The 20930-nt window shown below is 51.6% G+C and carries 24 protein-coding genes; 19 read left to right on the plus strand and 5 right to left on the minus strand.

All coding sequences use genetic code 11. The features are described 5' to 3' along the window. The first annotated feature begins 105 nt into the window (after positions 1–105). Entirely contained in the window at positions 106–1575 is a 1470-nt protein-coding gene (locus FE784_RS00865) for a Kelch repeat-containing protein (protein WP_139600221.1), read from the plus strand. A gap of 418 nt (positions 1576–1993) precedes the next feature. Here FE784_RS00865 and FE784_RS00870 read toward each other — a convergent pair whose 3' ends face one another. Further along, a complete protein-coding gene (locus tag FE784_RS00870; RefSeq protein WP_139600222.1) occupies positions 1994–2317 on the minus strand; it encodes a DUF2642 domain-containing protein in 324 nt (107 codons plus the stop codon). Positions 2318–2480: 163 nt separating this feature from the next. Here FE784_RS00870 and FE784_RS00875 point away from each other — a divergent pair, with 163 nt between their 5' ends. Next, positions 2481–2711 carry a hypothetical protein gene (locus FE784_RS00875; protein ID WP_139600223.1) on the plus strand — a complete coding sequence of 77 codons (231 nt, stop codon included), beginning with the start codon at positions 2481–2483 and terminating at the stop codon, positions 2709–2711. Positions 2712–2762: 51 nt separating this feature from the next. On the opposite strand, the gene FE784_RS00880 is transcribed toward FE784_RS00875, so the two are convergent. Beyond that, complete coding sequence (locus FE784_RS00880) at positions 2763–2969, minus strand: hypothetical protein (RefSeq protein WP_139600224.1); 207 nt, start codon at positions 2967–2969, stop codon at positions 2763–2765. A gap of 87 nt (positions 2970–3056) precedes the next feature. Then, entirely contained in the window at positions 3057–3281 is a 225-nt protein-coding gene (locus tag FE784_RS00885) for a hypothetical protein (protein WP_139600225.1), read from the minus strand. A 140-nt stretch (positions 3282–3421) separates the two neighbouring features. Here FE784_RS00885 and FE784_RS00890 point away from each other — a divergent pair, with 140 nt between their 5' ends. From FE784_RS00890 to FE784_RS00925, 8 genes are all read left to right on the plus strand, one after another. Further along, on the plus strand, positions 3422–3652 hold the full coding sequence (locus FE784_RS00890; RefSeq protein WP_246131837.1) for a helix-turn-helix domain-containing protein: 231 nt from the start codon (positions 3422–3424) through the stop codon (positions 3650–3652). A gap of 279 nt (positions 3653–3931) precedes the next feature. Next, positions 3932–4129, plus strand: coding sequence for a WYL domain-containing protein (locus tag FE784_RS00895; protein ID WP_139600227.1), 198 nt, complete (start codon positions 3932–3934; stop codon positions 4127–4129). Then, complete coding sequence (locus FE784_RS00900; protein ID WP_139600228.1) at positions 4129–4401, plus strand: helix-turn-helix domain-containing protein; 273 nt, start codon at positions 4129–4131, stop codon at positions 4399–4401. Before FE784_RS00895 ends, FE784_RS00900 begins: the two co-directional genes overlap by 1 nt. 92 nt (positions 4402–4493) lie before the next feature. After that, on the plus strand, positions 4494–4751 hold the full coding sequence (locus FE784_RS00905) for a YolD-like family protein (protein ID WP_246131855.1): 258 nt from the start codon (positions 4494–4496) through the stop codon (positions 4749–4751). A gap of 376 nt (positions 4752–5127) precedes the next feature. Beyond that, positions 5128–7365 (plus strand): hypothetical protein, encoded by a 2238-nt coding sequence (locus FE784_RS00910; protein ID WP_139600230.1) that lies wholly within the window; start codon positions 5128–5130, stop codon positions 7363–7365. Positions 7366–7460: 95 nt separating this feature from the next. Then, positions 7461–8084, plus strand: a complete 624-nt coding sequence (locus FE784_RS00915) for a hypothetical protein (protein ID WP_218103731.1) — start codon at positions 7461–7463, stop codon at positions 8082–8084. 56 nt (positions 8085–8140) lie between these two features. Further along, positions 8141–8656, plus strand: a complete 516-nt coding sequence (locus FE784_RS00920) for an A24 family peptidase (RefSeq protein WP_176705869.1) — start codon at positions 8141–8143, stop codon at positions 8654–8656. Positions 8657–8670: 14 nt separating this feature from the next. Continuing rightward, positions 8671–10245, plus strand: a complete 1575-nt coding sequence (locus tag FE784_RS00925) for a DUF6382 and FHA domain-containing protein (RefSeq protein WP_139600233.1) — start codon at positions 8671–8673, stop codon at positions 10243–10245. Positions 10246–10331: 86 nt separating this feature from the next. Here the strand turns inward: FE784_RS00925 and FE784_RS00930 are convergent, their stop codons facing one another. After that, positions 10332–11723 (minus strand): NAD-dependent malic enzyme, encoded by a 1392-nt coding sequence (locus tag FE784_RS00930; protein WP_139600370.1) that lies wholly within the window; start codon positions 11721–11723, stop codon positions 10332–10334. Between the two features lie 225 nt (positions 11724–11948). Between FE784_RS00930 and FE784_RS00935 the strand changes: the two genes are divergently transcribed. The 8 genes from FE784_RS00935 (at position 11949) to FE784_RS00965 (ending at position 17069) form a co-directional block, all read left to right on the plus strand. Continuing rightward, positions 11949–13565, plus strand: a complete 1617-nt coding sequence (locus FE784_RS00935) for an ABC-F family ATP-binding cassette domain-containing protein (protein ID WP_139600234.1) — start codon at positions 11949–11951, stop codon at positions 13563–13565. 175 nt (positions 13566–13740) lie between these two features. Beyond that, complete coding sequence (locus FE784_RS42320; protein ID WP_281286997.1) at positions 13741–13869, plus strand: hypothetical protein; 129 nt, start codon at positions 13741–13743, stop codon at positions 13867–13869. A gap of 55 nt (positions 13870–13924) precedes the next feature. After that, positions 13925–14446, plus strand: a complete 522-nt coding sequence (locus FE784_RS00940; RefSeq protein ID WP_139600235.1) for a hypothetical protein — start codon at positions 13925–13927, stop codon at positions 14444–14446. Between the two features lie 3 nt (positions 14447–14449). Next, positions 14450–14791, plus strand: a complete 342-nt coding sequence (locus FE784_RS00945) for a thioredoxin family protein (protein ID WP_139600236.1) — start codon at positions 14450–14452, stop codon at positions 14789–14791. Beyond that, the gene (kapB, locus tag FE784_RS00950) at positions 14778–15194 is read left to right on the plus strand and encodes a sporulation phosphorelay system protein KapB (RefSeq protein WP_139600237.1); all 417 of its coding nucleotides are present in this window, start codon (positions 14778–14780) and stop codon (positions 15192–15194) included. Before FE784_RS00945 ends, kapB begins: the two co-directional genes overlap by 14 nt. Before the next feature lie 92 nt (positions 15195–15286). Then, entirely contained in the window at positions 15287–15901 is a 615-nt protein-coding gene (udk, locus tag FE784_RS00955) for a uridine kinase (RefSeq protein WP_139600238.1), read from the plus strand. Between the two features lie 20 nt (positions 15902–15921). Beyond that, positions 15922–16584 carry a trimeric intracellular cation channel family protein gene (locus tag FE784_RS00960; RefSeq protein ID WP_425465516.1) on the plus strand — a complete coding sequence of 221 codons (663 nt, stop codon included), beginning with the start codon at positions 15922–15924 and terminating at the stop codon, positions 16582–16584. Beyond that, positions 16581–17069 carry a glycoside hydrolase family 18 protein gene (locus FE784_RS00965; protein WP_139600240.1) on the plus strand — a complete coding sequence of 163 codons (489 nt, stop codon included), beginning with the start codon at positions 16581–16583 and terminating at the stop codon, positions 17067–17069. Before FE784_RS00960 ends, FE784_RS00965 begins: the two co-directional genes overlap by 4 nt. Positions 17070–17148: 79 nt before the next feature. Here FE784_RS00965 and FE784_RS00970 read toward each other — a convergent pair whose 3' ends face one another. Beyond that, positions 17149–18906, minus strand: a complete 1758-nt coding sequence (locus FE784_RS00970) for a sensor histidine kinase (protein ID WP_139600241.1) — start codon at positions 18904–18906, stop codon at positions 17149–17151. A 278-nt stretch (positions 18907–19184) separates the two neighbouring features. Between FE784_RS00970 and FE784_RS00975 the strand changes: the two genes are divergently transcribed. Continuing rightward, a complete protein-coding gene (locus tag FE784_RS00975) occupies positions 19185–20873 on the plus strand; it encodes a long-chain-fatty-acid--CoA ligase (RefSeq protein ID WP_139600242.1) in 1689 nt (562 codons plus the stop codon). The last annotated feature ends 57 nt before the right edge of the window (positions 20874–20930 follow it).

Below are 20930 nucleotides of genomic sequence, written 5' to 3' on the forward strand. Positions count from 1 at the left end.
TTCGACCTGATTCTACAATTTCTGAGACTTTATGTTTAGACAATTGTAATACTTTTCCTATATTATGGTTGAGTCTATGATAAATACATAAATATAGGAGGAATTATGAAGAAGCTGAAGCAATTACTTTTGATGATCATGATGGTTGTATTAGTGGTTCCGATGTTCTCGGTGTCAGCGGTAGCGAATACAACTGGTGTATGGACGCAAATAAATTCCTCAATGCCGAATCCAGGGGCTTTTAATCAAGCAGTTGAAGTGAATGGTGAGGTATATGTATTTGGTGGGCAAAATGGGAGCACTAGATTAAGAAATATTAACAAATACAGTCCGGTTACAAATACATGGACCCAGTTGGGAAATATGCCAACTACAAGAGTTGCATTTGGTGCTGCGAAATTAAATGAGAAAATATATATTTTCGGTGGTCAAACTAGCTCATCAACTACTACAAACAATATTGATGAATACGACATAGCAACGGGAACATGGACAACTAAGGCACAATTTCCCAACAATATAGATGGTCTAACTGCGGTAACGTTTAATAATAAGATATACATTTTCGGTGGGCGGGATCCAGGTGTACAATCTTCAAAAATATTTGAGTACGATCCTATAGCGAATATTTTGGTTCAAAAACAAAGTACAATGCCTGTAGGTAGGCTTAACCTCAGTGCAACAGTAATCGGCGAAAAGATATATCTCTTTGGAGGGCAGAAGTCAACACCCGGATTGATAGGAAGAATAGACATATACGATCCAGTAAATGATACGTGGGAAACAAGTGGGGTTTCAACGACTCCGAAGCAATATGCACAAGTATTGACGTATAATAATAAGGCTTACTTTATTGGAGGCGCAGACAATTCCTTGAACGTAATGAATTCAGTGGAAGAATATGATCCACTAAGTGATACGCTAACTTCTATTAGTGGACTAAATGTAGCTCGATATGCATTTACGGCTGCAGTAATAGGCAATAACATGTATGCAATAGGAGGTGGTAATGCAACCACTTCGCTTAATTCTGTTGAAGTATACTCAGTTCAAATACCAGTCGTAAATGCACCAACTAATTTAACCGCAGTCGGTGGAAACGCCCAAGTCACACTGAACTGGTCGGCAGTCACTGGAGCGACTGGCTATAACGTGAAACGCTCCACAACTCCGGGAGGCCCATACACGACCGTCGCATCGAACGTATACGGTACGACTTACACCGACACAACAGTTGTTAATGGCACGACCTATTACTATGTCGTCACAGCGGTCAGTGCGGGCGGAGAAAGCGGCAATTCGAACGAAGATTCAGCAACGCCACAGGCACCGACAGCATCTAATCGTGTGTTACTCGTTATCACCTTGGTCAGCGGGCTTGAAAAGGAATACAATCTTTCCGCCTCCGAGCTGAGCGCATACCTTGCTTGGTACAACGGCCGGGCAGCCGGCACAGGTCCGGAAGTGTACACGATCAGCAAGAACTTTAATCTGGCGAACTTGATCACCCGTAAGGATTACATTGCATTCAGTAAGATCGAAACGTTTGAGGTAAATGAATATAGCAGTAATTAATGAGTATCCCCCGCTGGCTTCGGCTGGCTGGGGATTTTTGTATAAGAAAATGGGGGCGTCCAAGCCCAATCAAGCCTCCGTGTGCTTACATACAATAACAAATACAGCGGGGAGGGAGGTCATGCTGCGCCGGAGGCTACGGGGTTTCACTCTACCGGCATAAACATGACCCTCATTCCTTGCTGTTCTATATGCCGCGAGGAGTTGTCGGGAGCCCCTCCAAGCGATATTGGTCGAGGAACTTCCTCTCCTCGATCTTTTTTATTTACGGTAAAAAAAGAACCAGTCAAATGACTGACTAGCACAACTGTATCCATCGCAGGGACCCAAACCTATACTATTCCGAGAGCTTGGTCTTTGTTCCTCCCCGATTCTTCAATCCTTGAAACGCCGGAGAAAAGCCCGGATTGTATAACTATTATTTAGATTCAGCTTTTTCAAAATAAACGATTTCGCATATCCGAATATGGTGCTTCTTTCCTTGAACTACAAGAGCTACATGATCAATGAAAACTTCGTCCAGAGTGCCCACCAATTTTCCAACAGTTGTCGTTATGGAAACCATCAGCCCTTTGTGTTGTGTTAAATGCTCAATAAATTTTGGTTCCACTGATGTCGTATACATAACATTTTTCGGCAGTACCGGCTCTTCTTTACGCTGCACATCTTCACTTCGATAATGCAACTGATTAGGATTAAGTGCGTAAGTTTGAGGATAGGCATAATACATCGGTCTGTTCATGAAATTGGTTGCTCCTTTGTCATATGTGATAAAACACTTCTCCCATGGTATGACAGGTGCCTACCACATGTGACAAACACAGGGGCTGTATTTTCAGAACGGTTAGGGCAAGATATTTTTGCAAAGTAACTACGTTTATTAACAAGATAAGGGGGTGAGATGAGTGGCTAAAAAAAACGACCGCAATCGAAATGATGGCTATGACCGTAACACGAACGATACGGCCGGGGTTGACACTGGAGAAGCTGTAGGAACCGTGGGTGGTGGTGTCGTCGGCGCTGCCGTGGGTTCTGCTCTGGGTCCTATTGGCACAGTTGTGGGTGGCATCGTAGGAGGAGCGTTAGACAACAAGGTAGGCGAAGGTGCTAATGATAACGAGGGCACCACGGACTGAACATAAGCACATAGTAGCAACCCCCGTAATAGCTACGGGGGTCTTAATTATTTACCGTCGATCAGTAAATCCAAACCACTCGTCATATACAACACAATAAGCCGTATGCAGCGACCGCAGCTCGCCGATCAGCTGCGCGTCCGGACGATCCTCGTCGGCCAGTATCTCGCCAGCCTGCTGGACGTATAGCTCGCGCATCGCGATCGGGTCCATTCTACTGCGGAACAATCCCATATAACACATCCCGTCTCCTGGCAAGCGACAACCTCCTCCAGCCGTTTATTTATAAAATTGATTATGTTAAGATTGGGAGGAGGGGAGGCCCTAATCTCCCCTCCAATTAAATTACTTCTTGTTGCGGCGGCGTTGCTTCTCGACCTGTATTTTCATATACAGCTCGTAGGCAAGCCGCTCTTTCTCTGTCAGCCCGAATCGTTCGTCGATTTGGGCTATTTCGGTTTCACACTCGGCTTTGGTAATTCGGCCGAGCGCTCGGCGGTTTTGTTGGTAGCGGACCAGATGTTCTCGCTTTTCCAACTTTTCAATGATTCTCATTGTTTCGCGCTCCATATTTGTTGTTCACCTCCTCTCTACATTTCTAATTATATACGAAATACGTTATATTGACAACGAATTTCGTAACATAAATAACTATTATCGTTGATATTGTTTCGAATATCGTATATATTATAGGTGAGGTGGTTAAGATGATGCGGCTCAAGTTGGATTCGTTATTATACGAAAAGCGGTTAAGTGCAAATCAGTTGTCTAAGATGACGGGGATTCGTTACCCTACGATTTTGGACATGGAAAAAAACGAATCAAAGGCGTGGTCGCCCGAGAATTTGAACAAGATCATGATCGCGCTGGAACTTGAAGATATTAGCGAATTAATCGAATACGTGAAGGAGGATGGGGGAAATGAGGAGTCGGCCCAGTAAGCTGCGCCGGTCTGGAATGTGTGATTATATCCGGGAGGGTAATATGCTGATTCCTGTGTGCTTACTGGCACATGAGGAATACATGCGCTTCATCGATGCATACGCGAAAGGCGATATAAAAATCATTTCGTTGCGATGAGTGCCGTGAAAAGAAAAGGAGCGAGAGGGCTAACCTCATTGCTCCTTTTTTTCCTGTTTTTAACCGTTGTATAATTCTTATTTGTTCGCATATAATAAGAACAATTGTTCTCATTTTGTTCGTACAATGGAGGCGATCAGATGAATTTGAAAAAGTACATCGGCCAAACCATCGTCATCATTTATCAAGGATCGGGAGACAAGTTTACCAAGCGGCGGGTGCAGATTCGGGCTGTGGGACCAAAGTATGTTAAAGCCTATTGCCACGATAGCAATGCGCCCCGCACGTTTCGTCTGGACGGCATACTGGCCGTGGAGCCGGATCGGAGGGCGGTCTGATGCTGGAGGATACCCAACGTAAAATCCTGCGGGTGCTTTATCACCTGTATCAGCAACAATGGGTGCGGCCGGATATCGACCGGGTGAGCCATTTTTCCCAGCGTTCGGTCGATCGCGTCCGTGAGGCGATCAAGGAGCTGCGAACTGCCGGATATGTCGAGATCGCGGAAGGGAAGATGCGCATTTTGATCCCGGGAGATCCCGAACTAGAAAAGCCTCGAACGGTTGAACCGCCTAAGTCAGCTTATAGCACAGCGGGCTGGTTCGATTGAAAAAGCTGACAGGGAACGGCATGTGGGAGTCGTCAAGGATGATGCTGCCGGAGCATAGGGTTCAGATCGTTCAACACAATGAAGAAAGCGAGATGGACAAATATATGGCAAAGCATAAGGCAAAGCGTCCGACGCGGGATGAATTCGAGTTGGAAGAATTGGGCAACCAACTCACCGAAGCCAAGAACGAGGAAATGCTTGTCTCCTTATCCGTTTGGGGAGAATCTGATCCGGTTGTCGGCCGGATCGTGGACCTGGTAGCCCGTACGAGAGTGGTACATGTTGAAAGGCATGGAGCGGTCACCAAGGTGCCTTTTTTGGATATAATGAAAGTCAACTCTGCACAGTAAGTATAGAAAACCTCCCGATTGTGATTGTGCTGGGAGGTTTTTCTATTTCGTGGGGAGGATAATCATCCGATATGTTAAAGTGCCCCGACCAGCTTTACTCTGGCGGGGCTTCCCACAGTTTACCCACACTAACACTGAAAAACATCGGAAAACATTGAACATCAATGAATATCTGAAAATCATCAGAGAGCTTGATGTAACTAGGTTTTGAGTATCTTTGAATATCATTGTCACTTAATAGCAAATAATCATACATTTCTTCCGGAAGGAAAAGGACGGGAAAATCGGTCCTTCCAAGCCTCTCCGCACTTATTTGGAGAAGCAGGGCATTATTGTCGTCATTCATCAATAAGCGATTTGAAGGAGGGGGGCCGCTATGTGGAAGTCAAGGGCGGGATCGGTTTCCGTTGCGCTTGTGCTGTTGATCGCGCCGCTGTTCACCTTTCACGCGACACTGATCGACGCGGCCAGAGTCAAAATGGGGGAACGCCAGGCAGAGACGGCGACGAAAGCGGCGCTCCGTTCCGTTTTATCCGCGTACGATCCGACTTTGCGCGGATACGGTTTATTCGGAGTCGGCAACAGCCCCGAAGCGAGCGCCGAGCTTTTCTCGCGGGTATTTAAAGAAAACCTTGGCTCGAGCGGGAACGGCGCTTTCAGTCTGATCGAGCCGAGTCCCGTATCGGAATCGCTCAAGCCGGTGTATACGCTCGGTAACCAATCCGTTTTTCAACGTCAGATTCTGGAGGAAATGAAATACCGCGCACCGTTGGAATTTGCCTTGAGCGTCACCGACAAGCTGACCAAACGTTCAGGCACGGCTTCCATGCTGTCGGGTGTCTCCCGGTTCACGGTCCAGGCGGAACATATAGAGCGTCTCATGTCGGAAAGGGACGAGATATTGGATACGGCATGGACGACTTCGCAACAGATGGTCGAAAAGGCTTCGATTTTCCGGAGCTATTATGCCAAGAAGCTGGGGCGGCTGAACGAGTTGTGCCAATTGATCGGACTGAGGAACGCCGAGGAGCTTACTCGCTCCATCTCATCGCTCAGAGGCCAGGCCGATTCGCTCAGAAGCGCGATTGCCGAAAGGCAGGCGGGCTTGGCGAATCTGCTCCGGGCCGGTGTCCAAGCGGCGGAACAAATCGCCGCCATCCAGCAATCGATCGTCCAGCTGGAGCAAAGCTGGAGCGAGCTGAACCGGCAAATCGCGGAGCTGGACAAAATATTGCAATACATTGCCGAATACACGCTGCTTATGAATACGACGAAGCTGGAGGCGGCACGGGACCAAGCGGCGACGACCGCAATGACGCAAAGCGTCATGGAGATGCTGGACCGCGCAAAAGCGTTGGATGACCGTATCCGGGAGGAAATCGGTTCGCTTCCGGCGGACTCCAATATTGCTCCGGATGCATTAGACGCCGCCGTCATGCCGGATTCGTACTACATGAAATACAAAACCGGCATCGGCGGTATCGGCGCGCTTTTTAACGGGTTCGAAACGGCTATTGCCGCGACGACGTTATTCACGGGCGATAACAAATTCGATTCGGTCCGTATGGCGTCGTTGACGGCCTCCAACGATGCGTATGCGCAAAGAGCCGCTCAATTCGCCGGCGAACAGCGTCTGGAGGAGGTGAAACGGTCCGCGGACGAACAAAATATCGCGAGGAGAAAAAAGGAGGAACGCAATCGATTTAGTAATATTTGGGATCAGGCGCGCAAAATTTGGGCGGAATGCGGAGAGGGCTCGTCGGAAGCCTACAGGCTGCTTGAAGTCGGGGATTCTGCCTCCGGCACAATATCGCTTTACCGGAAATACGCGGATTACAACCGTCTGGCTGTCGAAGCGGCTTCCTCCGTCCCGGAGATGGGGGATGCGGATGCAGCTTTGAAGCGCACGACCGGCATGATCGACAAGCTTCTCGAAGGCATTGCCTCCGCAGCCGGACAGTTTCGCAACGAGCTGTATTTTAACGAGTACGCCTTGACCAAGTTCAATTATCGGACGTACGGAAAAGAGACGGGACCCGATGGCCAATTGAAGCCGGACTACGAAGGCTCGGAACGGGGCGGCCACGACCTTCAAGGGCAGGAGGCGGAATATTTGCTGTACGGGCTTAATTCTTGCTTGAAAAATCAATCCGCGGCTTATGGGGAAATGTATGCGATCCGCTTGGCCGTTCGAACGGCAGAAGCGCTCATGTCACCCGAAGCGAAATTGGCGTCGGCGGGCAATCCGGTCGTCTTGCTCTTGTGGTCGCTGGCGGAAGGTGCTGCCAAAGCGTTCGCGGATATGACGAAGCTCGTCAACGGGGAGGAAGTGCCGATCTCGACCAAAGCGCCGGATACGCTGACGATGAATTATAAAGACTATTTGCGGCTATTTTTGCTGCTCCATACGAAGTCCGGGCCGATGACGGCCCGCATGCAGAGCTTGATCGATTTGAATACAGGAAGGGACCTGAGAGAAACCGCCGTCTACATGCAGGCGCGGACCGAAACGCAGGTGCGTCTATGGTTTATCCCGTACACGCTGGCCGCATTCGGCTACCCGGTCGAAGGCAATCGGGCGAACGTATCGAAAACGGCCTCTTTGTCATACTGAGAAAATCGATGCCCGCCATTGCCATGGAGTGGAGAGGGGGAGTTGACGTTAGTCGGAAGTTGAAATTCGCTCGAGACGAGCGGGGAAGCGTCAGCTTGGAAGCGACGCTCGCGCTTCCATTTTTCCTTGCATTCGTGTTGGCGCTTATTTGCTTGGTCAAGCTGACGATAGCGGATATGGCGCTGCAAAACGCCGTCTCGGAAACGGTCAAGCAAATGGCGGCCAATGCCTACCCGGTCGGGCTGATGGCCGAGGAAGCGCTTCAAGCGTATTCGCAGAGCAGAGTCGGTGTCGTGGCGGACGAGTGGCTCGCGAAAATCCGTACGGCCCGCGACAAGCTCGTCCAGGGCGAGCAGTGGGTGGAAGACTACGAAGCCTTCATACCGGATGCGCTGGTAGGATGGGTCCAGTGGGAGCAGCAAAAGCGGGAGCAAGCCGAGCATATGGCAAAGGAGGAGCTCGATCAATTCGTTCGAGACCATATCGATCCGCTTGTTCGCGCCGCCTTCAAAGAAGCCGTTATGCATTACGCTGACGAGGAGGTCCTGAAAAAAGAAAGACTGGTCGTTTCCGAAGTCGTCTTGCCCGGGTTGGCGAGCACGGGCAGTCGGTTTGTCGGCATTACCGCCCAATATTCCGTCAAGCTGCCGATCCCATTCATAAACAAATCGATTACATTGCGAAAAAAAGCGTACGAGCGTATTTGGACTGGAGCATGACGAGCTTCAACTCGTCGGACGAAAAAATAAATATAATAGAAGGAAGGAGGGCGAAGTTGATAGTCGGCATATTGGTACTGCTGCTGTTGTTGTCTTTCTACCATGATTGCAAGGAAAATAAAATACCGAACCGGTACACATTGTCCGGTACGGCGATCGGAATCGTTTATCACGGTTGGATCGGAGGTTGGAACGGTCTGGCGGCAGCGCTGATCGGTTTTGCGGCCGGTTTCGGCCTGCTGCTCGCTCTTCACGTCATCGGAGCGGTCGGAGCGGGCGATGTCAAACTGTTCGGGGCTATCGGGGCTATTGCCGGCGGAACGTTCGTATTGAACGGAGCGATCAATTCGTTATTATTCGCCGCAGTTATCGGGGTTGCGATTGTGGCTTATCGAAAAGAGCTCGGGAAGCGTCTGAGCGCAACGGGCGCCTTGCTGTTTAATTTGTTGCTGCTCCGGGATGTATCGGGCGTGATCGGTTACAGACGCCATGCGGCGACGTTTCCGTTCATGTACGCCGTCTTGCCCGCAATGGCCTTCACTTTCACTTATTGCTCCCCCGTGGTCCATTAACAAGGAGGGAACGGATGGAACATTCCATATACGGATTTCATTATGACTATATCCGTCATCGTGGAACATGTCTGGTGCTGTCCAGAACGGACACGCTGCGTTATGAGCATTTCGAGCGGATCGAGCTCCGCATGATGGAGGCAAACGAAATACCCGGACTTTTGCCGCTTGAATCGGAGGAAATCGATCTTAACGTGAAGCTGCGTTACGAGATTACAGGCAAGAGGATGCTTTCGCAATGGATGAAGACGGGACGATTTACGCTTGAAGACTACTATCGATTTCTGCTGAAATGCGCAGGGACGATCGACGACAGCAAAACTTATATGCTGCGCGAGGACGGTTACTGGCTGCACGAGCACTTCATGTTCATAGACGGCGACTCGCCCGATGAGCCGATGCTGGTGTACGTTCCGATCCGAATCGCGGATGCCAAGCCTCCGGCTCGCGAGCAATTTAAGGAGTTGGCGCTGCGTCTGTCTGCCTGTATCGGCCGGATCGAAGGGAGCGGCTTCTCGTCGCTCTTATCCGCGTTGCACCGTGATACGTTCGAATTTCATGAGATACGTAAATTGCTTGGCACGTTGTTGAGTTCGGAGACGGCGAATGAATTTCGATCGGATCGCAACGAAAATCTAGTCAAGGAAGTTCCGACGGTATGGCAAGCGGCGTCAGAATCGGAGCCGGATATTCGTATGCAGGCTCCCTCATGGATCAACGCAGGTTCGGAGTATGGGGACAGCCGACAGGAGCAAGCCCCGGGGATACTAACGGCAGAAGCGAACGATTCTATCGATCCGGGACAACACGCTGCCCCGAATGAGAGAGAGCCTCCAACCGGGCGACAGCGTCTGCTGGGAGGGGCTGCCGCGGGGGCGGGGCTGCTCTTGCTGTGGAGCTTCTATCCGCCCGAAGCGGAAGAAGGGCTGCTAAGCATTTGGACGGGACTAACGTTATTGATGCTCGATGCGTTGTTCGTCTGGGTGATGCTCCGTCCGAATTGGCCGGGCAAGGGGAAGCTGCACGCTCTCGCACAAACGTATACCGCGATGGAGGAGCGGGAAATGACCGGTCTGACAAGCTATTTGTCCGTACCTGCTAAAAACCAACAGACGGCGGTATCTCGCGAAGCAGAGGTGTCTACGGAAGGAGTCTATGAAAGATCCACGGGTTTAAGGGCAGAGGCAGCTACTCCGCCTCGCAGGCAGGACGCTACGGTATTGCTTCGGCCTGAGGCGCTCGCAGCGGCGGGTCAACCGGCCGAACAGAAGGCCGCAGAGCGATTACCCGAGCTGGAGGCGCATAAAGGCGGAGCGGTCGAACGGATACGGCTGACACGGGACCGATTCGTTATCGGCAGGGAACAGGGTATGGTCGATTATACGGAGGAAACGGCTGGCGTTTCCAAGCTCCACCTTGAAATCGTACGCGAGCATACCGAATACTTCGCCAAAGATTTGGGGTCCAAAAACGGAACGCTTTGGAACAACGAGCCGATGGTGCCTTATAAATGGTATCCGCTGAAGGACGGCGCTTCCTTACAGGTCGTCAATACCCGCTTCGTCTTTCTATGGGATCATGCGGAGTGAAAGGAAGAAGGCATGTTTCTGTCGAAGAAATTCGACAATAACATGCCTTTCTGTGTCGCGATTCGCGATTCGTTATGCTGCCGCTATTACCGGTACTCCCGCGGAATTCTGCGGGCGACGCCGGTCCGGATCGCCGCTTCCACGACTTTGTCGCGAATCAGCTTCGATATTTTCTGATTAAAGACGCTCGGAATAATGTAGAGCTTGTTCCGCTCGTCGTCGGAAATAACCGATGCGATCGCTTCGGCTGCGGCGAGCTTCATCTCTTCGTTAATCGTTTCGGCCCGGCAATCGAGCGCGCCGCGGAACATGCCGGGGAAGCATAACACGTTATTGATCTGGTTCGGGTAGTCCGAACGTCCGGTTGCCACGACGGCGGCGATGTCCTCGATTTCCTCCGGGCTGATTTCGGGGTTCGGGTTGGCCATGGCGAAAACGATCGGGTTCTCGGCCATGCTCATGACGTCCTGTCGCTTCAACAGTCCGGCTGCGGACACCCCGATGAACACATCGGCACCGGCTATAACTTCCCGGAGCGAGCCCGCAACCTTGTTCGGGTTGCTATTCTCCGCGTACCAGTTCCACATTGGATTATCGTAAGTGCGATCCGAGACGATCGCGCCTTCCCGGTCGACGCCGATCAATTCCTTGACGCCGGCCGCGAGCAATATTTTGCTGCAGGCGATCCCGGCCGCCCCGATGCCGCATACGACCACTTTGATCGAATCGATCGATTTTCCGACGAGCTTGAGCGCGCTGATGAGTCCTGCATACAGCACGACCGCGGTACCGTGCTGATCGTCGTGGAATACCGGGATATCCAGCTCCTGCTTCAGCCGTTCTTCGATTTCGAAGCAGCGCGGGGACGATATATCTTCCAGATTGATGCCGCCGAACGCCGGGGCGATCGATTTGATCGTTCGAATAATTTCTTCCGTATCCTGCGTATCGAGACATATCGGAAACGCGTCGACATCGGCCAACTGCTTGAACAGCATCGCTTTCCCTTCCATGACCGGCATGGCGGCATATGGCCCGATGTTGCCGAGGCCGAGCACCGCGCTGCCGTCGGAAATGACGGCTACGGTATTTCGCTTGATCGTCAGCGAATACGCCTTCCTCTGTTCCTCGTGGATAGCCATGCACACCCGCGCTACATCCGGGGTATACACGCGGGATAAATCATCCCGGTTCTGGATCGGAACTTTGAGCTTCGTCTCGATTTTGCCCCCCAAATGAAGCAAAAACGTCCGATCGGATACGTTGACAAGGCTGACTCCGCTGAGCTGCTTCACTTTTTCTACGATTTTGGCCGTGTAAAGCGTGTCCGCCACATTGATGGTCAAATCCCGGATCGACAATTCCTGCTTCGTCTGGATGACGTCGATCGCGACGAGATCGCCGCCCTCGTCCGCTATGGCCGATACGATATCGCTGAAACGGATCTGCTTCGTATCGATTTCCAAACGCAATATCATGCTTTTGCCGGTAATCAACTGTTTGTTAGAATCGCTCACAATGGGGCCCCCTTAAAGGATATTATGAAAGCGTTGCCTCGTCCTTTGCATAATATTACACCAAAGCTCATAAAAAACCAATCTCAAACCAATATCGAACGAAGACGGGCAAATGCTTTGATATAGCGCCCATCTATGCTATACTAATGATTTGACGGCCAGAACCAATGAGGGGAATGTTGCTTCATGATCAGTACAAGTAATGTAACGCTGCGTTACGGAAAACGCGCCTTATTTGAAGACGTTAACATAAAGTTCACACCAGGAAATTGCTACGGTCTCATAGGCGCGAACGGTGCGGGCAAATCGACGTTTCTAAAAATTTTGTCCGGTGAAATCGAACCGAACAGCGGGGAAGTTTTCGTCACTCCGGGCGAACGGCTCGCCGTGCTCAAGCAGAACCATTTCGAATTCGACGAGCTCCAAGTACTGAAGACGGTCATCATGGGTCATCGGAAGCTCTTCACTATTATGGAAGAGAAAGACGCTCTGTATGCAAAACCCGATTTTTCCGAAGAGGACGGCATGCGGGCCGCCGAACTGGAAGGCGACTTCCAGGATCTGAACGGTTGGGAGGCGGAATCGGATGCGGCGTCGCTTTTGATCGGCCTCGGTATCGGTACCGACCTGCACGACAAGCAAATGAAAGAGCTGAGCGGGAACGAGAAGGTTCGCGTACTTCTTGCACAGGCGCTGTTCGGCAATCCGCAAAATTTGCTGCTCGATGAGCCTACGAACCATTTGGACATCGAATCGATCAATTGGCTCGTCAACTTTCTGGGACGCTTCGAGGGCACCGTCATCGTCGTATCCCATGACCGCCACTTCCTAAACGAAGTTTGCACGCATATCGCGGATATCGACTTCGGTAAAATCCAACTGTACGTAGGCAATTACGACTTCTGGTACGAGTCGAGCCAGTTGGCCATGAAGCTGATGCGCGACGCGAACAAAAAAGTAGAAGAGAAACGAAAAGAGCTGGAAACGTTTATCGCCCGATTCAGTGCCAACGCTTCTAAATCGAAGCAGGCGACATCGCGCAAAAAGACATTGGAGAAGCTGACGCTCGAAGACATCAAGCCGTCAAACCGGAAATATCCGTATATCAATTTTAAACCGGAGCGGGAAGCCGGCAAAAATATCGTTTCCGTAGATCGGCTTAGCAAGACGATCGATGGCGAGACGCTGCTGAACAATATTAGTTTTGTCGTCAACAAGGGAGACAAAATAGCGCTCGTAGGTCCGAACGGTTCGGCCAAATCGACCTTATTCCAAGTTCTTGCCGGGGAAACAGAGCCCGACAAGGGCGAATTCGTCTGGGGCGTCACGACAACGCAGGCTTATTTCCCGAAAGACAATGCATCCTACTTTGAAGGTGTAGATCTGAGCCTTGTAGATTGGCTCCGTCAATATTCCAAGGATCAGGACGAAACGTTCATCCGCGGCTTCCTCGGCCGTATGCTGTTCTCCGGGGAGGAATCGCTGAAGAAGGCGTCCGTCCTGTCCGGCGGCGAGAAGGTGCGCTGCATGCTGTCCAAAATGATGCTGAGCGGCGCCAACGTACTCATGCTCGACGAACCGACGAACCATCTCGATCTCGAGTCGATCACGGCGCTCAATAACGGTTTGATCGATACGGACGTTACGATGCTGTTCGTGTCGCATGACTGGCAGTTTATCCAGACGATCGCCAATCGGATCATCGAGATTACCCCGAACGGTTTGATCGACCGCCAGATGACGTACGAGGAATATTTAAGCAACGAAGACGTGAAGAGACTTCGCGAGACGATGTACGCTTAATACGCAGCGGGGGGACGGCATTCAGGTTCTCCCGCTTTTTAATGCTCCGATTGCCGCATACCTTTACCAAGAACCCCTATACGTCGGAAAAAAGGGTTGAGTCGCCAACATGTCGTATTATATTAGCTATAAAGGGAAAGCGTACGGACATCCGATGACAAGGGAAGAAGCATCCATGAAGATCATGCGTATGAGGTATACGTTCGTCGGACTGGAAATTGTACAGGAGAATGCTTCGATACAGAAGGAAGCGGTCATGGCGAGACGGCCGGGACGTCCGTTCAGAAGACAGGCAAAAACCTGATTCCGCGGGAGAGGACAGTTCTCCGGACCGGAATTCGCGAAACAGGAGGGAGCGCATGTTCGACCCGACGATTTACGAAAATTTGAAAGTCGTATTCGAAGGTGCGGTGTACGATCTCGATTTGGACGGACAAATCGTCGTCATTCACCGTTCCGACTGTATCGATCTTGCTGCCATGTCGAGAAGCTACGCCGTGCGGTACCGGATGAAGGATGGCCGATGCTCGGCGGAAATCCGCTTATCGGCCGGGCTCGTCGATTTGGCCGGCGAGAAGCTGGAGTGGCGGAATGCGCTTCCCGGCTGCAAGCTGGAAATCTTGTTTTCTCTCATGCTGCACAATCCGGTAACGGCCTGCAAAAACATTCAGGACATTTTGGAACAAATATGGGATCCGAATGCCGCGATCGTTCAGACGTTGTCTTACCGGTTCGGTGATGACGGCTCGCGCTGCAGCAATGAAATCGGCGTACATTTCGACCGGAAAATCGGAGAAGGGCAAGTCGACGATATTCCCGATCTGCTCGAGCATACGGTGCGCACGCTACGGCAGCTGGAACCCTACAACTTGGAGGAATGAACGATGCCCGAGCGGACGGAAGCGGAACTGAAGAAGCGGTCTGACGACGGCGGCGCGTTCGCCGTTTTTTTATATACGCCTTTGTGCGGTACTTGCAAAGTGTCGGCGCGTATGTTGGAAATTGTGCAGGTCATGCGCCCGCAGCTTTCCGTGGATCGTGCCAATGTGAATTTTTTGCCTCAATTGGTCAGACAATGGAAGGTGGAAAGCGTTCCGTGCTTGGTTCACATCGAACAAGGGACGGTTGTGCGCAAACTGTACGCGTTCGAATCCGTCGAGAACGTCGACCGCTTTCTCGAACCTTTATATGCAGACGAAAGGACGAATAACGATGAACCCGAATGAATCTTACGTGACCGTCGAGCATCGATCCGGTGCTTATATCGCGAAAGCGATCGAAAAGTCCCAGTCCCGTATCCTGGTTGAAATTGCAGCCGTAGTCCGGCATCCGCTGCAAGGAGATTTGCATCATCCTTACGAGGCGGACGTTCCGATGTTCCACGAACGGCGGGCCGCATCCAATCGCGAGAAAGTATGGGTGCCCGCTTCGTCCGTCGAAGCTTATGCAGGGGCTGTCCCTTCTTACGAGGAATCGCTTCGCCGCGCGTGGGAAGAAATGATTGCTTCTATGAGCCATATGGCGGTGGCGGATCAGTCCGACGAGGTCGATCGCCGTCCCGGACTGGCAAAATGGGCCGAACGATCGATCGAGAAGCTGCGCGAGCTGGAAAAAGATTATTGGGGATGAATGCCGACGAGTCGATCATGGGTTTCTTAAAGCCGATCCTATAGGTTACAATATTGCGAAAATGCGACTTTTGTCGAATCGGAGGAAGCATCATGTTGATGATCGGAATCGCCGGCGGAACCGGTTCGGGCAAAACAACCGTCGCCGAACGGCTCGTTGCGGCTTTGGGGGAGGAGCGCGTCGCTTTTTTGTCGCAGGACTCGTATTACGCGGATAATCGTCATCTGACCATGGAGGATCGGGAACGAATCAATTACGATCACCCGGATTCGGTCGATGGCGACCTGCTGCTGGACCATTTGCGGCTGCTGCGCAGCAGGCAGCCCATCGACATGCCCGTGTACGATTTTTCTACGCACAGCCGTGTAGAACGGACCATTCGCGTACAGTCCAAGCGGGTAGTCATTGTGGAAGGAATTTTGCTTTTTGCCGATCCGCTGATCCGACAAGAGCTCGATATTAAAGTGTTCGTCGATACCGATGCGGACGTCCGTGTGCTGCGGAGGCTGTCGAGAGACATTCAAGAGCGGGGAAGAACGGTCGAGTCGGTATTCGCCCAATATTTGAATACGGTAAAGCCTATGCATGACGCGTTCGTCGAGCCTTCCAAAAGATATGCCGATCTGATTATCCCGGAAGGCGGTCGCAACGATATCGCAATCGGCCTGCTTACTTCCCGTATTCAGTCGTATTTGTCGCAAGGTTAGCAGATGGGGAGAGAGTGAAGTTGACTTGGGAGTTATTGAGCTTGCTCGGCATTGTTGCCTTTGCGGCCAGCGGAGCGATTATAGCGATGGAAGAGCATTATGATTTATTCGGAGTAGCCGTCCTCGGCATGGCAGCAGCGTTCGGGGGCGGAGTGATACGGAACCTGTTCATCGGACATCCGATCACAACGTTATGGTCGCAAGGGTTGTTTCTGAATACGGCTCTGATTACGATCGTCTTGATTTATATGTTTCCGGCGATGTGGATCCGCAAATGGCAGCCTATTTCTTCGTTCTTCGACGCTATCGGTCTCGCCGCCTTTTCCATTCAAGGCGCCCTATATGCCGTTCGCATGGAGATGCCTGTCGGGGTCGTCATATTCGCTTCAGTCGCGACGGGTATCGGCGGGGGAGTCATTCGCGATGTATTGGCGGGCAGAAAACCGCTTGTATTTCGCGACGAAATATATGCATTATGGGCGATGCTGTCGGGTATCGTGATCGGAATGGGATGGATGAACGGGAGAGTCGGGACGGCAGCCTTGTTCGCCGTCATTGTAGCTTTACGGATGCTGTCGGTTTATTACGGCTGGAAGCTGCCCCGCCGCACTTTGGTTTTCGAACGCGAAGGAGCGGCGGGAAGGCGGATTAACCGGGCCAAGGAGGAGGAACGCGCGCTATGAACGAATCGTGGACGACGATGCGGCAAGTCCCGCAGGATATGCTGCAGGAACGGCTGCAAATGGTGAAGGAATTGGCCAAAGACGAGAATGAGACGGAATTGTACGAGATCGTCAAGGACTCTTCGACCGGAGAGCATTTTTTGCATTACGCTTATATTCATCTGACGGTGGCGGACGGGACGGAAGAAGCATTTCATCAGCTTCTGCCGCTCGAAAGCGACGACGTGCTTGCCGTCATGTTCGGGGAACAAAGCTATGCTTACCCGGAACATTGGACGCGACCCTTTTTGCGCAACGGTCCGAATGGGACCTATGTGTGGTTCGATCCGTCGGAAAGCTTGGCAGGAGCTGCTTCTGACAACGAGAAATTAGCAGGGGAAATCGCCGGAATGGTCGGCGAATGGAAGCAGCAAGGACAGTTGGATGCGGCTTCCGTGAAACAGCTGCTGGAACGGATCGATCGGACGTTGAAGCGTGACGAGTGAGAGCGGGGGGCTAGCTGGCTTTTCGCGGCGAGCGTGCAAAAGGACCCTTTAGGGTCCTTTTGTCGTTGAGAAACGCATATCAGGAAGATTTGCCGAACCGTTGCAGCGGGATGCTGACCGTAAAGACCGTGCCTTGCTCCGGATCGCTGTCCACCGTAATCGATCCTTTGTAGTAGCCGACTCTTTTTTTCGTTACGGCGAGTCCGAGACCCGAATGATTGTTTGTTTCCTTCGTGCTGTAGCCGGGGGAAAATATTTTCGATTTCTCGTCTTCATCCAGCGTTCGGCCCGGATTGCGCACGGAAATGATCAGGCAGCCGGCGTTATAGGAGCCGAGCAGCTCTACCCAGCGTTCGTGAACGGGCAAATTCATGACTTCGTCGAAGGCGTTGTCGACGAGGTTGCCGATAATAATGACGATGTCTACGGAAGTAACGCCCAGATTAAAATTACCGGTTAACAAAAATTGATGACGGAAATCGATTCTCTTGTTCATCGCGATGACGAATTTGGACTGGACAATGGCGGCGACGGCCGGATGTCCGATTTGAATAATATCGTTCGTCTGTCGGATTTCGCCGATCAGCTCCCCCGTGTACCGGTGCAGGTCTTCGTATTTTTTTAATTGGAGGAACGTATGAATCGTCTGGACATGGTTCAGAAAATCGTGTCGTTGCCCACGGATCGTCGTGAACATGTCGTTCACTTCGTCGATGTAAGCCTCTTGCGTTACCCGAACCGCTTCGTCCTTATTCTGCTTGATCATCCGGAATACGATTATTAAGAGTACAAGACTGAGACCGGTCATAATCGCGATACGGTGTATGATCGAACGGATTTGTTCGTTCAGCGCTTGGTGGATCGTGTTGTAATCGAATACTACGCCGATAACGTAAGGGACGTCCGATTCCCGATCTAGAGATTGGGCGGGAACGGGAATGAAGCTCTTCATCACTTCGTGGCCGTCCACGACAGTTTTGTACGTAATCGGCTTATTCGTCTCATAGGCCAACTGAACGCTTTCCGTATCGCGGGCTCTTTCCGAATAACCGTAAGTTCCGAAAAGGATAGGCCGGTTCGTCAGCGAAACGAAATAATGGCCGCTTTGCGATTTGGATACTTTGAGCGGCTGGCCGAACGTATTGTAATTGTAACCGGTCATTTCCAGTATGCTCGGATTGTCCGCGATCATTTTGTTCAGAATGATGTCGGGACCGGCAAGCTGGCTATACTGTTTAATCTGCACGTCTTCCACATAAGGGTTAAGGATATAATCGGTCGTGCCATCGAAGTAATAGCCCCATTTATCGATTTTCGTCGGATCCGTATCGGCATGTCCGATCGGTCCCGACCAATAGTGGAGCAGCTTCTGCCCTTCCGGGATCGTGACCTCGCGATTGCTCAGCAGCTGTTGGAAAGCGCTAAACCAATACCCCCATTTTTTCGTGCTCATGCCGATTTCTCTCGGATCGGACGATCGGACTCCGACGATATCGTCGCCGCTAGGCTGGAGCAGCGTAATATGGGATACTCCAAGCTCTTTGCTCAGCTGTGCGAGCTGCTCGTCGGTTACGTTCGCCGCTCTCGGATCAAGTCGGTCTTTGGCCGCGACGGCGGCGATTCTCAATTGTTGGCCGATCATATCTTCGACATGCAGGACGCTCGTGTTGTAACGATCGACCGCATTGCGCAAATTGTGAGCCGCGAGCAGCGACTGATTCTCGACATTGCTAACGAGCGTTTCCTTGGTCGTAAAGTAAAAAAAGATGTTATTAAGGCAAAGCATAAGTACGACGCAAGCGAACACGATATAGAAAAAACGCGATTTCATCTGCATGAGAACACCCCGGTTGTATAGCCGCTGCAAACATAGTTGACGGCAACGGACCTAGTGTGGACATAAGGTCGGCACAACCCCATTATAGCCGAAAAGACACAGTTTTGTTATCGTTATTTCGACTTCTTTCGATAAAATTCACACGAATCGAGTCGGATTTTGTCTTTCTCTGGAAGTTGACCTCTCGCGATAGTTCCCGTCATGTTGAACAGGCATCGCCCCATATCATTAACTAACCGCGCATGTTGGTAAGCTGCGCAAAGGAAGGTGGATGATTCATGGATCGGCGACCTTGGCATAACCATTACCCCTTAGAAGTGCCGCCTACGCTCGAATATCCTTCCGTTCCGCTAACGGTCTTATTAAAGGAAGCGGCGGAGAAATTCCCCGAACGGACCGCTGTTACCTTTTTCGGAAAAACGACGAAATACCGGGAGCTGCTTGACCGTTCGTACCGTTTCGCAGATGCTCTGAAACGATTGGGTGTAGGCAAGGGAGAGCGGGTCGCGCTGCTCCTGCCCAATATGCCGCAGTATATCGTCAGTTATTACGGTGCGCTGTTAGCGAGTTGTATCGTCGTTCAGCTGAACCCGCTTCATGTCGAGCGGGAACTGCTGCGGCACTTGACGGACTCGGGAGCGGAGACGATCGTTTGCCTGGATCTGCTCCTGCCCAGAATTCGTAACATTCGGGATAAGGCCGGCTTAAAACGCATTATCGTGACAAGCATTGGCGACGAGCTGCCCGCCTTTAAGAAAGCGCTTTATCCGCTTGTACAGAAACGGAAAGGACAGCCATTGCCGAAATATGATGCGGAAGCCGAGCAGCTATTCGTGTTTCATCGACTGCTGCGCTCGGCAACGCCGACACCGTTCACACCGGAGACCGGCCCGGAATCGGACGTTGCCGTTCTGCAATATACGGGCGGAACGACGGGGACGCCGAAAGGCGTCATGCTGACGCATGCGAATTTGATGGCCAACGTCCGCCAGTGCCGCTCGTGGCTGTATAAGGTCGAATCGGGGCAGGAGACGGTGCTTGCCGCCGTTCCGCTTTTTCATGTATACGGGATGACCGTCTGCATGAATTTGGGGTTGTCCATCGGGGCGAATATCGTGCTTGTCCCGAGGTTCGACATCGACATGCTGCTTATGACGATACACCGCGACAAGCCGACGATTTTCCCGGGAGCTCCGACGATGTATATCGCCATCAACCATCATCCGCTGTCGGCCGTCAAATATCGCGTCTCTTCGATCCGCTGCTGCATAAGCGGCTCCGCTCCGCTGCCGCTCGAAGTCCAGCAGCAATTCGAGAAGCTGACCGGGGGGCGGCTCGTCGAAGGATACGGTTTATCCGAATGCTCTCCGGTCACGCATGCGAATCCGATATGGGGAGAACGCAAGACGGGCAGTATCGGATTGCCATGGCCGGATACAGACTGCAAGGTCGTGGACCCGGATAACGGAGAGGAGATGGGATGCAACCAGATCGGGGAACTGCTCATTCGGGGACCTCAAGTCATGAAAGGCTATTGGAACAAGCCGGAGGAAACGCGGAAGGCTATCGTCGACGGCTGGCTTTATACGGGGGATATGGCCTATATGGACGACGATGGCTACTTTCATATCGTGGACAGGAAAAAAGATATGATTATTGCCGGAGGCTACAACATTTTCCCGCGGGAAGTGGAGGAGGTGCTGTTCGAGCATTCCGATGTTCAGGAAGCGGCAGTCATCGGCGTTCCGGACACGTACAGAGGGGAGACGGTAAAAGCATTCATCGTGCGCAAGTCCGGCGCGAGCGTGACGGAGTCCGAATTGGACATACATTGCCGATCCAAGCTTGCGTCCTATAAAGTTCCGAGAATATATGAATTCAAGGAATCGCTGCCGAAAACGATGGTCGGCAAAGTGTCGAGAAGGGAGCTTCGGGAAGAGGAGAACGGGAAGGAGGAAGGCCAATGAGAAAAAAGATGCTCCGGGGTGCGCACACCGGGGCATCTTTTTTTAACGATAAGTTTA

This window comes from Paenibacillus hemerocallicola (assembly GCF_006265175.1).
Taxonomy (GTDB): domain Bacteria; phylum Bacillota; class Bacilli; order Paenibacillales; family NBRC-103111; genus Paenibacillus_AB; species Paenibacillus_AB hemerocallicola.

What these genes read in the sequence shown, in the direction of transcription:
- FE784_RS00865 (WP_139600221.1), top strand. Translation starts at nt 106, where the DNA reads ATGAAGAAGCTGAAGCAATTACTTTTGATGATCATGATGGTTGTATTA.
- FE784_RS00870 (WP_139600222.1), bottom strand. Translation starts at nt 2,317, where the DNA reads ATGAACAGACCGATGTATTATGCCTATCCTCAAACTTACGCACTTAAT.
- FE784_RS00885 (WP_139600225.1), bottom strand. Translation starts at nt 3,281, where the DNA reads ATGGAGCGCGAAACAATGAGAATCATTGAAAAGTTGGAAAAGCGAGAA.
- FE784_RS00890 (WP_246131837.1), top strand. Translation starts at nt 3,422, where the DNA reads ATGCGGCTCAAGTTGGATTCGTTATTATACGAAAAGCGGTTAAGTGCA.
- FE784_RS00895 (WP_139600227.1), top strand. Translation starts at nt 3,932, where the DNA reads ATGAATTTGAAAAAGTACATCGGCCAAACCATCGTCATCATTTATCAA.
- FE784_RS00900 (WP_139600228.1), top strand. Translation starts at nt 4,129, where the DNA reads ATGCTGGAGGATACCCAACGTAAAATCCTGCGGGTGCTTTATCACCTG.
- FE784_RS00905 (WP_246131855.1), top strand. Translation starts at nt 4,494, where the DNA reads ATGGACAAATATATGGCAAAGCATAAGGCAAAGCGTCCGACGCGGGAT.
- FE784_RS00910 (WP_139600230.1), top strand. Translation starts at nt 5,128, where the DNA reads ATGTGGAAGTCAAGGGCGGGATCGGTTTCCGTTGCGCTTGTGCTGTTG.
- FE784_RS00925 (WP_139600233.1), top strand. Translation starts at nt 8,671, where the DNA reads ATGGAACATTCCATATACGGATTTCATTATGACTATATCCGTCATCGT.
- FE784_RS00930 (WP_139600370.1), bottom strand. Translation starts at nt 11,723, where the DNA reads ATGATATTGCGTTTGGAAATCGATACGAAGCAGATCCGTTTCAGCGAT.
- FE784_RS00935 (WP_139600234.1), top strand. Translation starts at nt 11,949, where the DNA reads ATGATCAGTACAAGTAATGTAACGCTGCGTTACGGAAAACGCGCCTTA.
- FE784_RS42320 (WP_281286997.1), top strand. Translation starts at nt 13,741, where the DNA reads ATGAAGATCATGCGTATGAGGTATACGTTCGTCGGACTGGAAATTGTA.
- FE784_RS00940 (WP_139600235.1), top strand. Translation starts at nt 13,925, where the DNA reads ATGTTCGACCCGACGATTTACGAAAATTTGAAAGTCGTATTCGAAGGT.
- FE784_RS00945 (WP_139600236.1), top strand. Translation starts at nt 14,450, where the DNA reads ATGCCCGAGCGGACGGAAGCGGAACTGAAGAAGCGGTCTGACGACGGC.
- kapB (WP_139600237.1), top strand. Translation starts at nt 14,778, where the DNA reads ATGAACCCGAATGAATCTTACGTGACCGTCGAGCATCGATCCGGTGCT.
- udk (WP_139600238.1), top strand. Translation starts at nt 15,287, where the DNA reads ATGTTGATGATCGGAATCGCCGGCGGAACCGGTTCGGGCAAAACAACC.
- FE784_RS00965 (WP_139600240.1), top strand. Translation starts at nt 16,581, where the DNA reads ATGAACGAATCGTGGACGACGATGCGGCAAGTCCCGCAGGATATGCTG.
- FE784_RS00970 (WP_139600241.1), bottom strand. Translation starts at nt 18,906, where the DNA reads ATGCAGATGAAATCGCGTTTTTTCTATATCGTGTTCGCTTGCGTCGTA.
- FE784_RS00975 (WP_139600242.1), top strand. Translation starts at nt 19,185, where the DNA reads ATGGATCGGCGACCTTGGCATAACCATTACCCCTTAGAAGTGCCGCCT.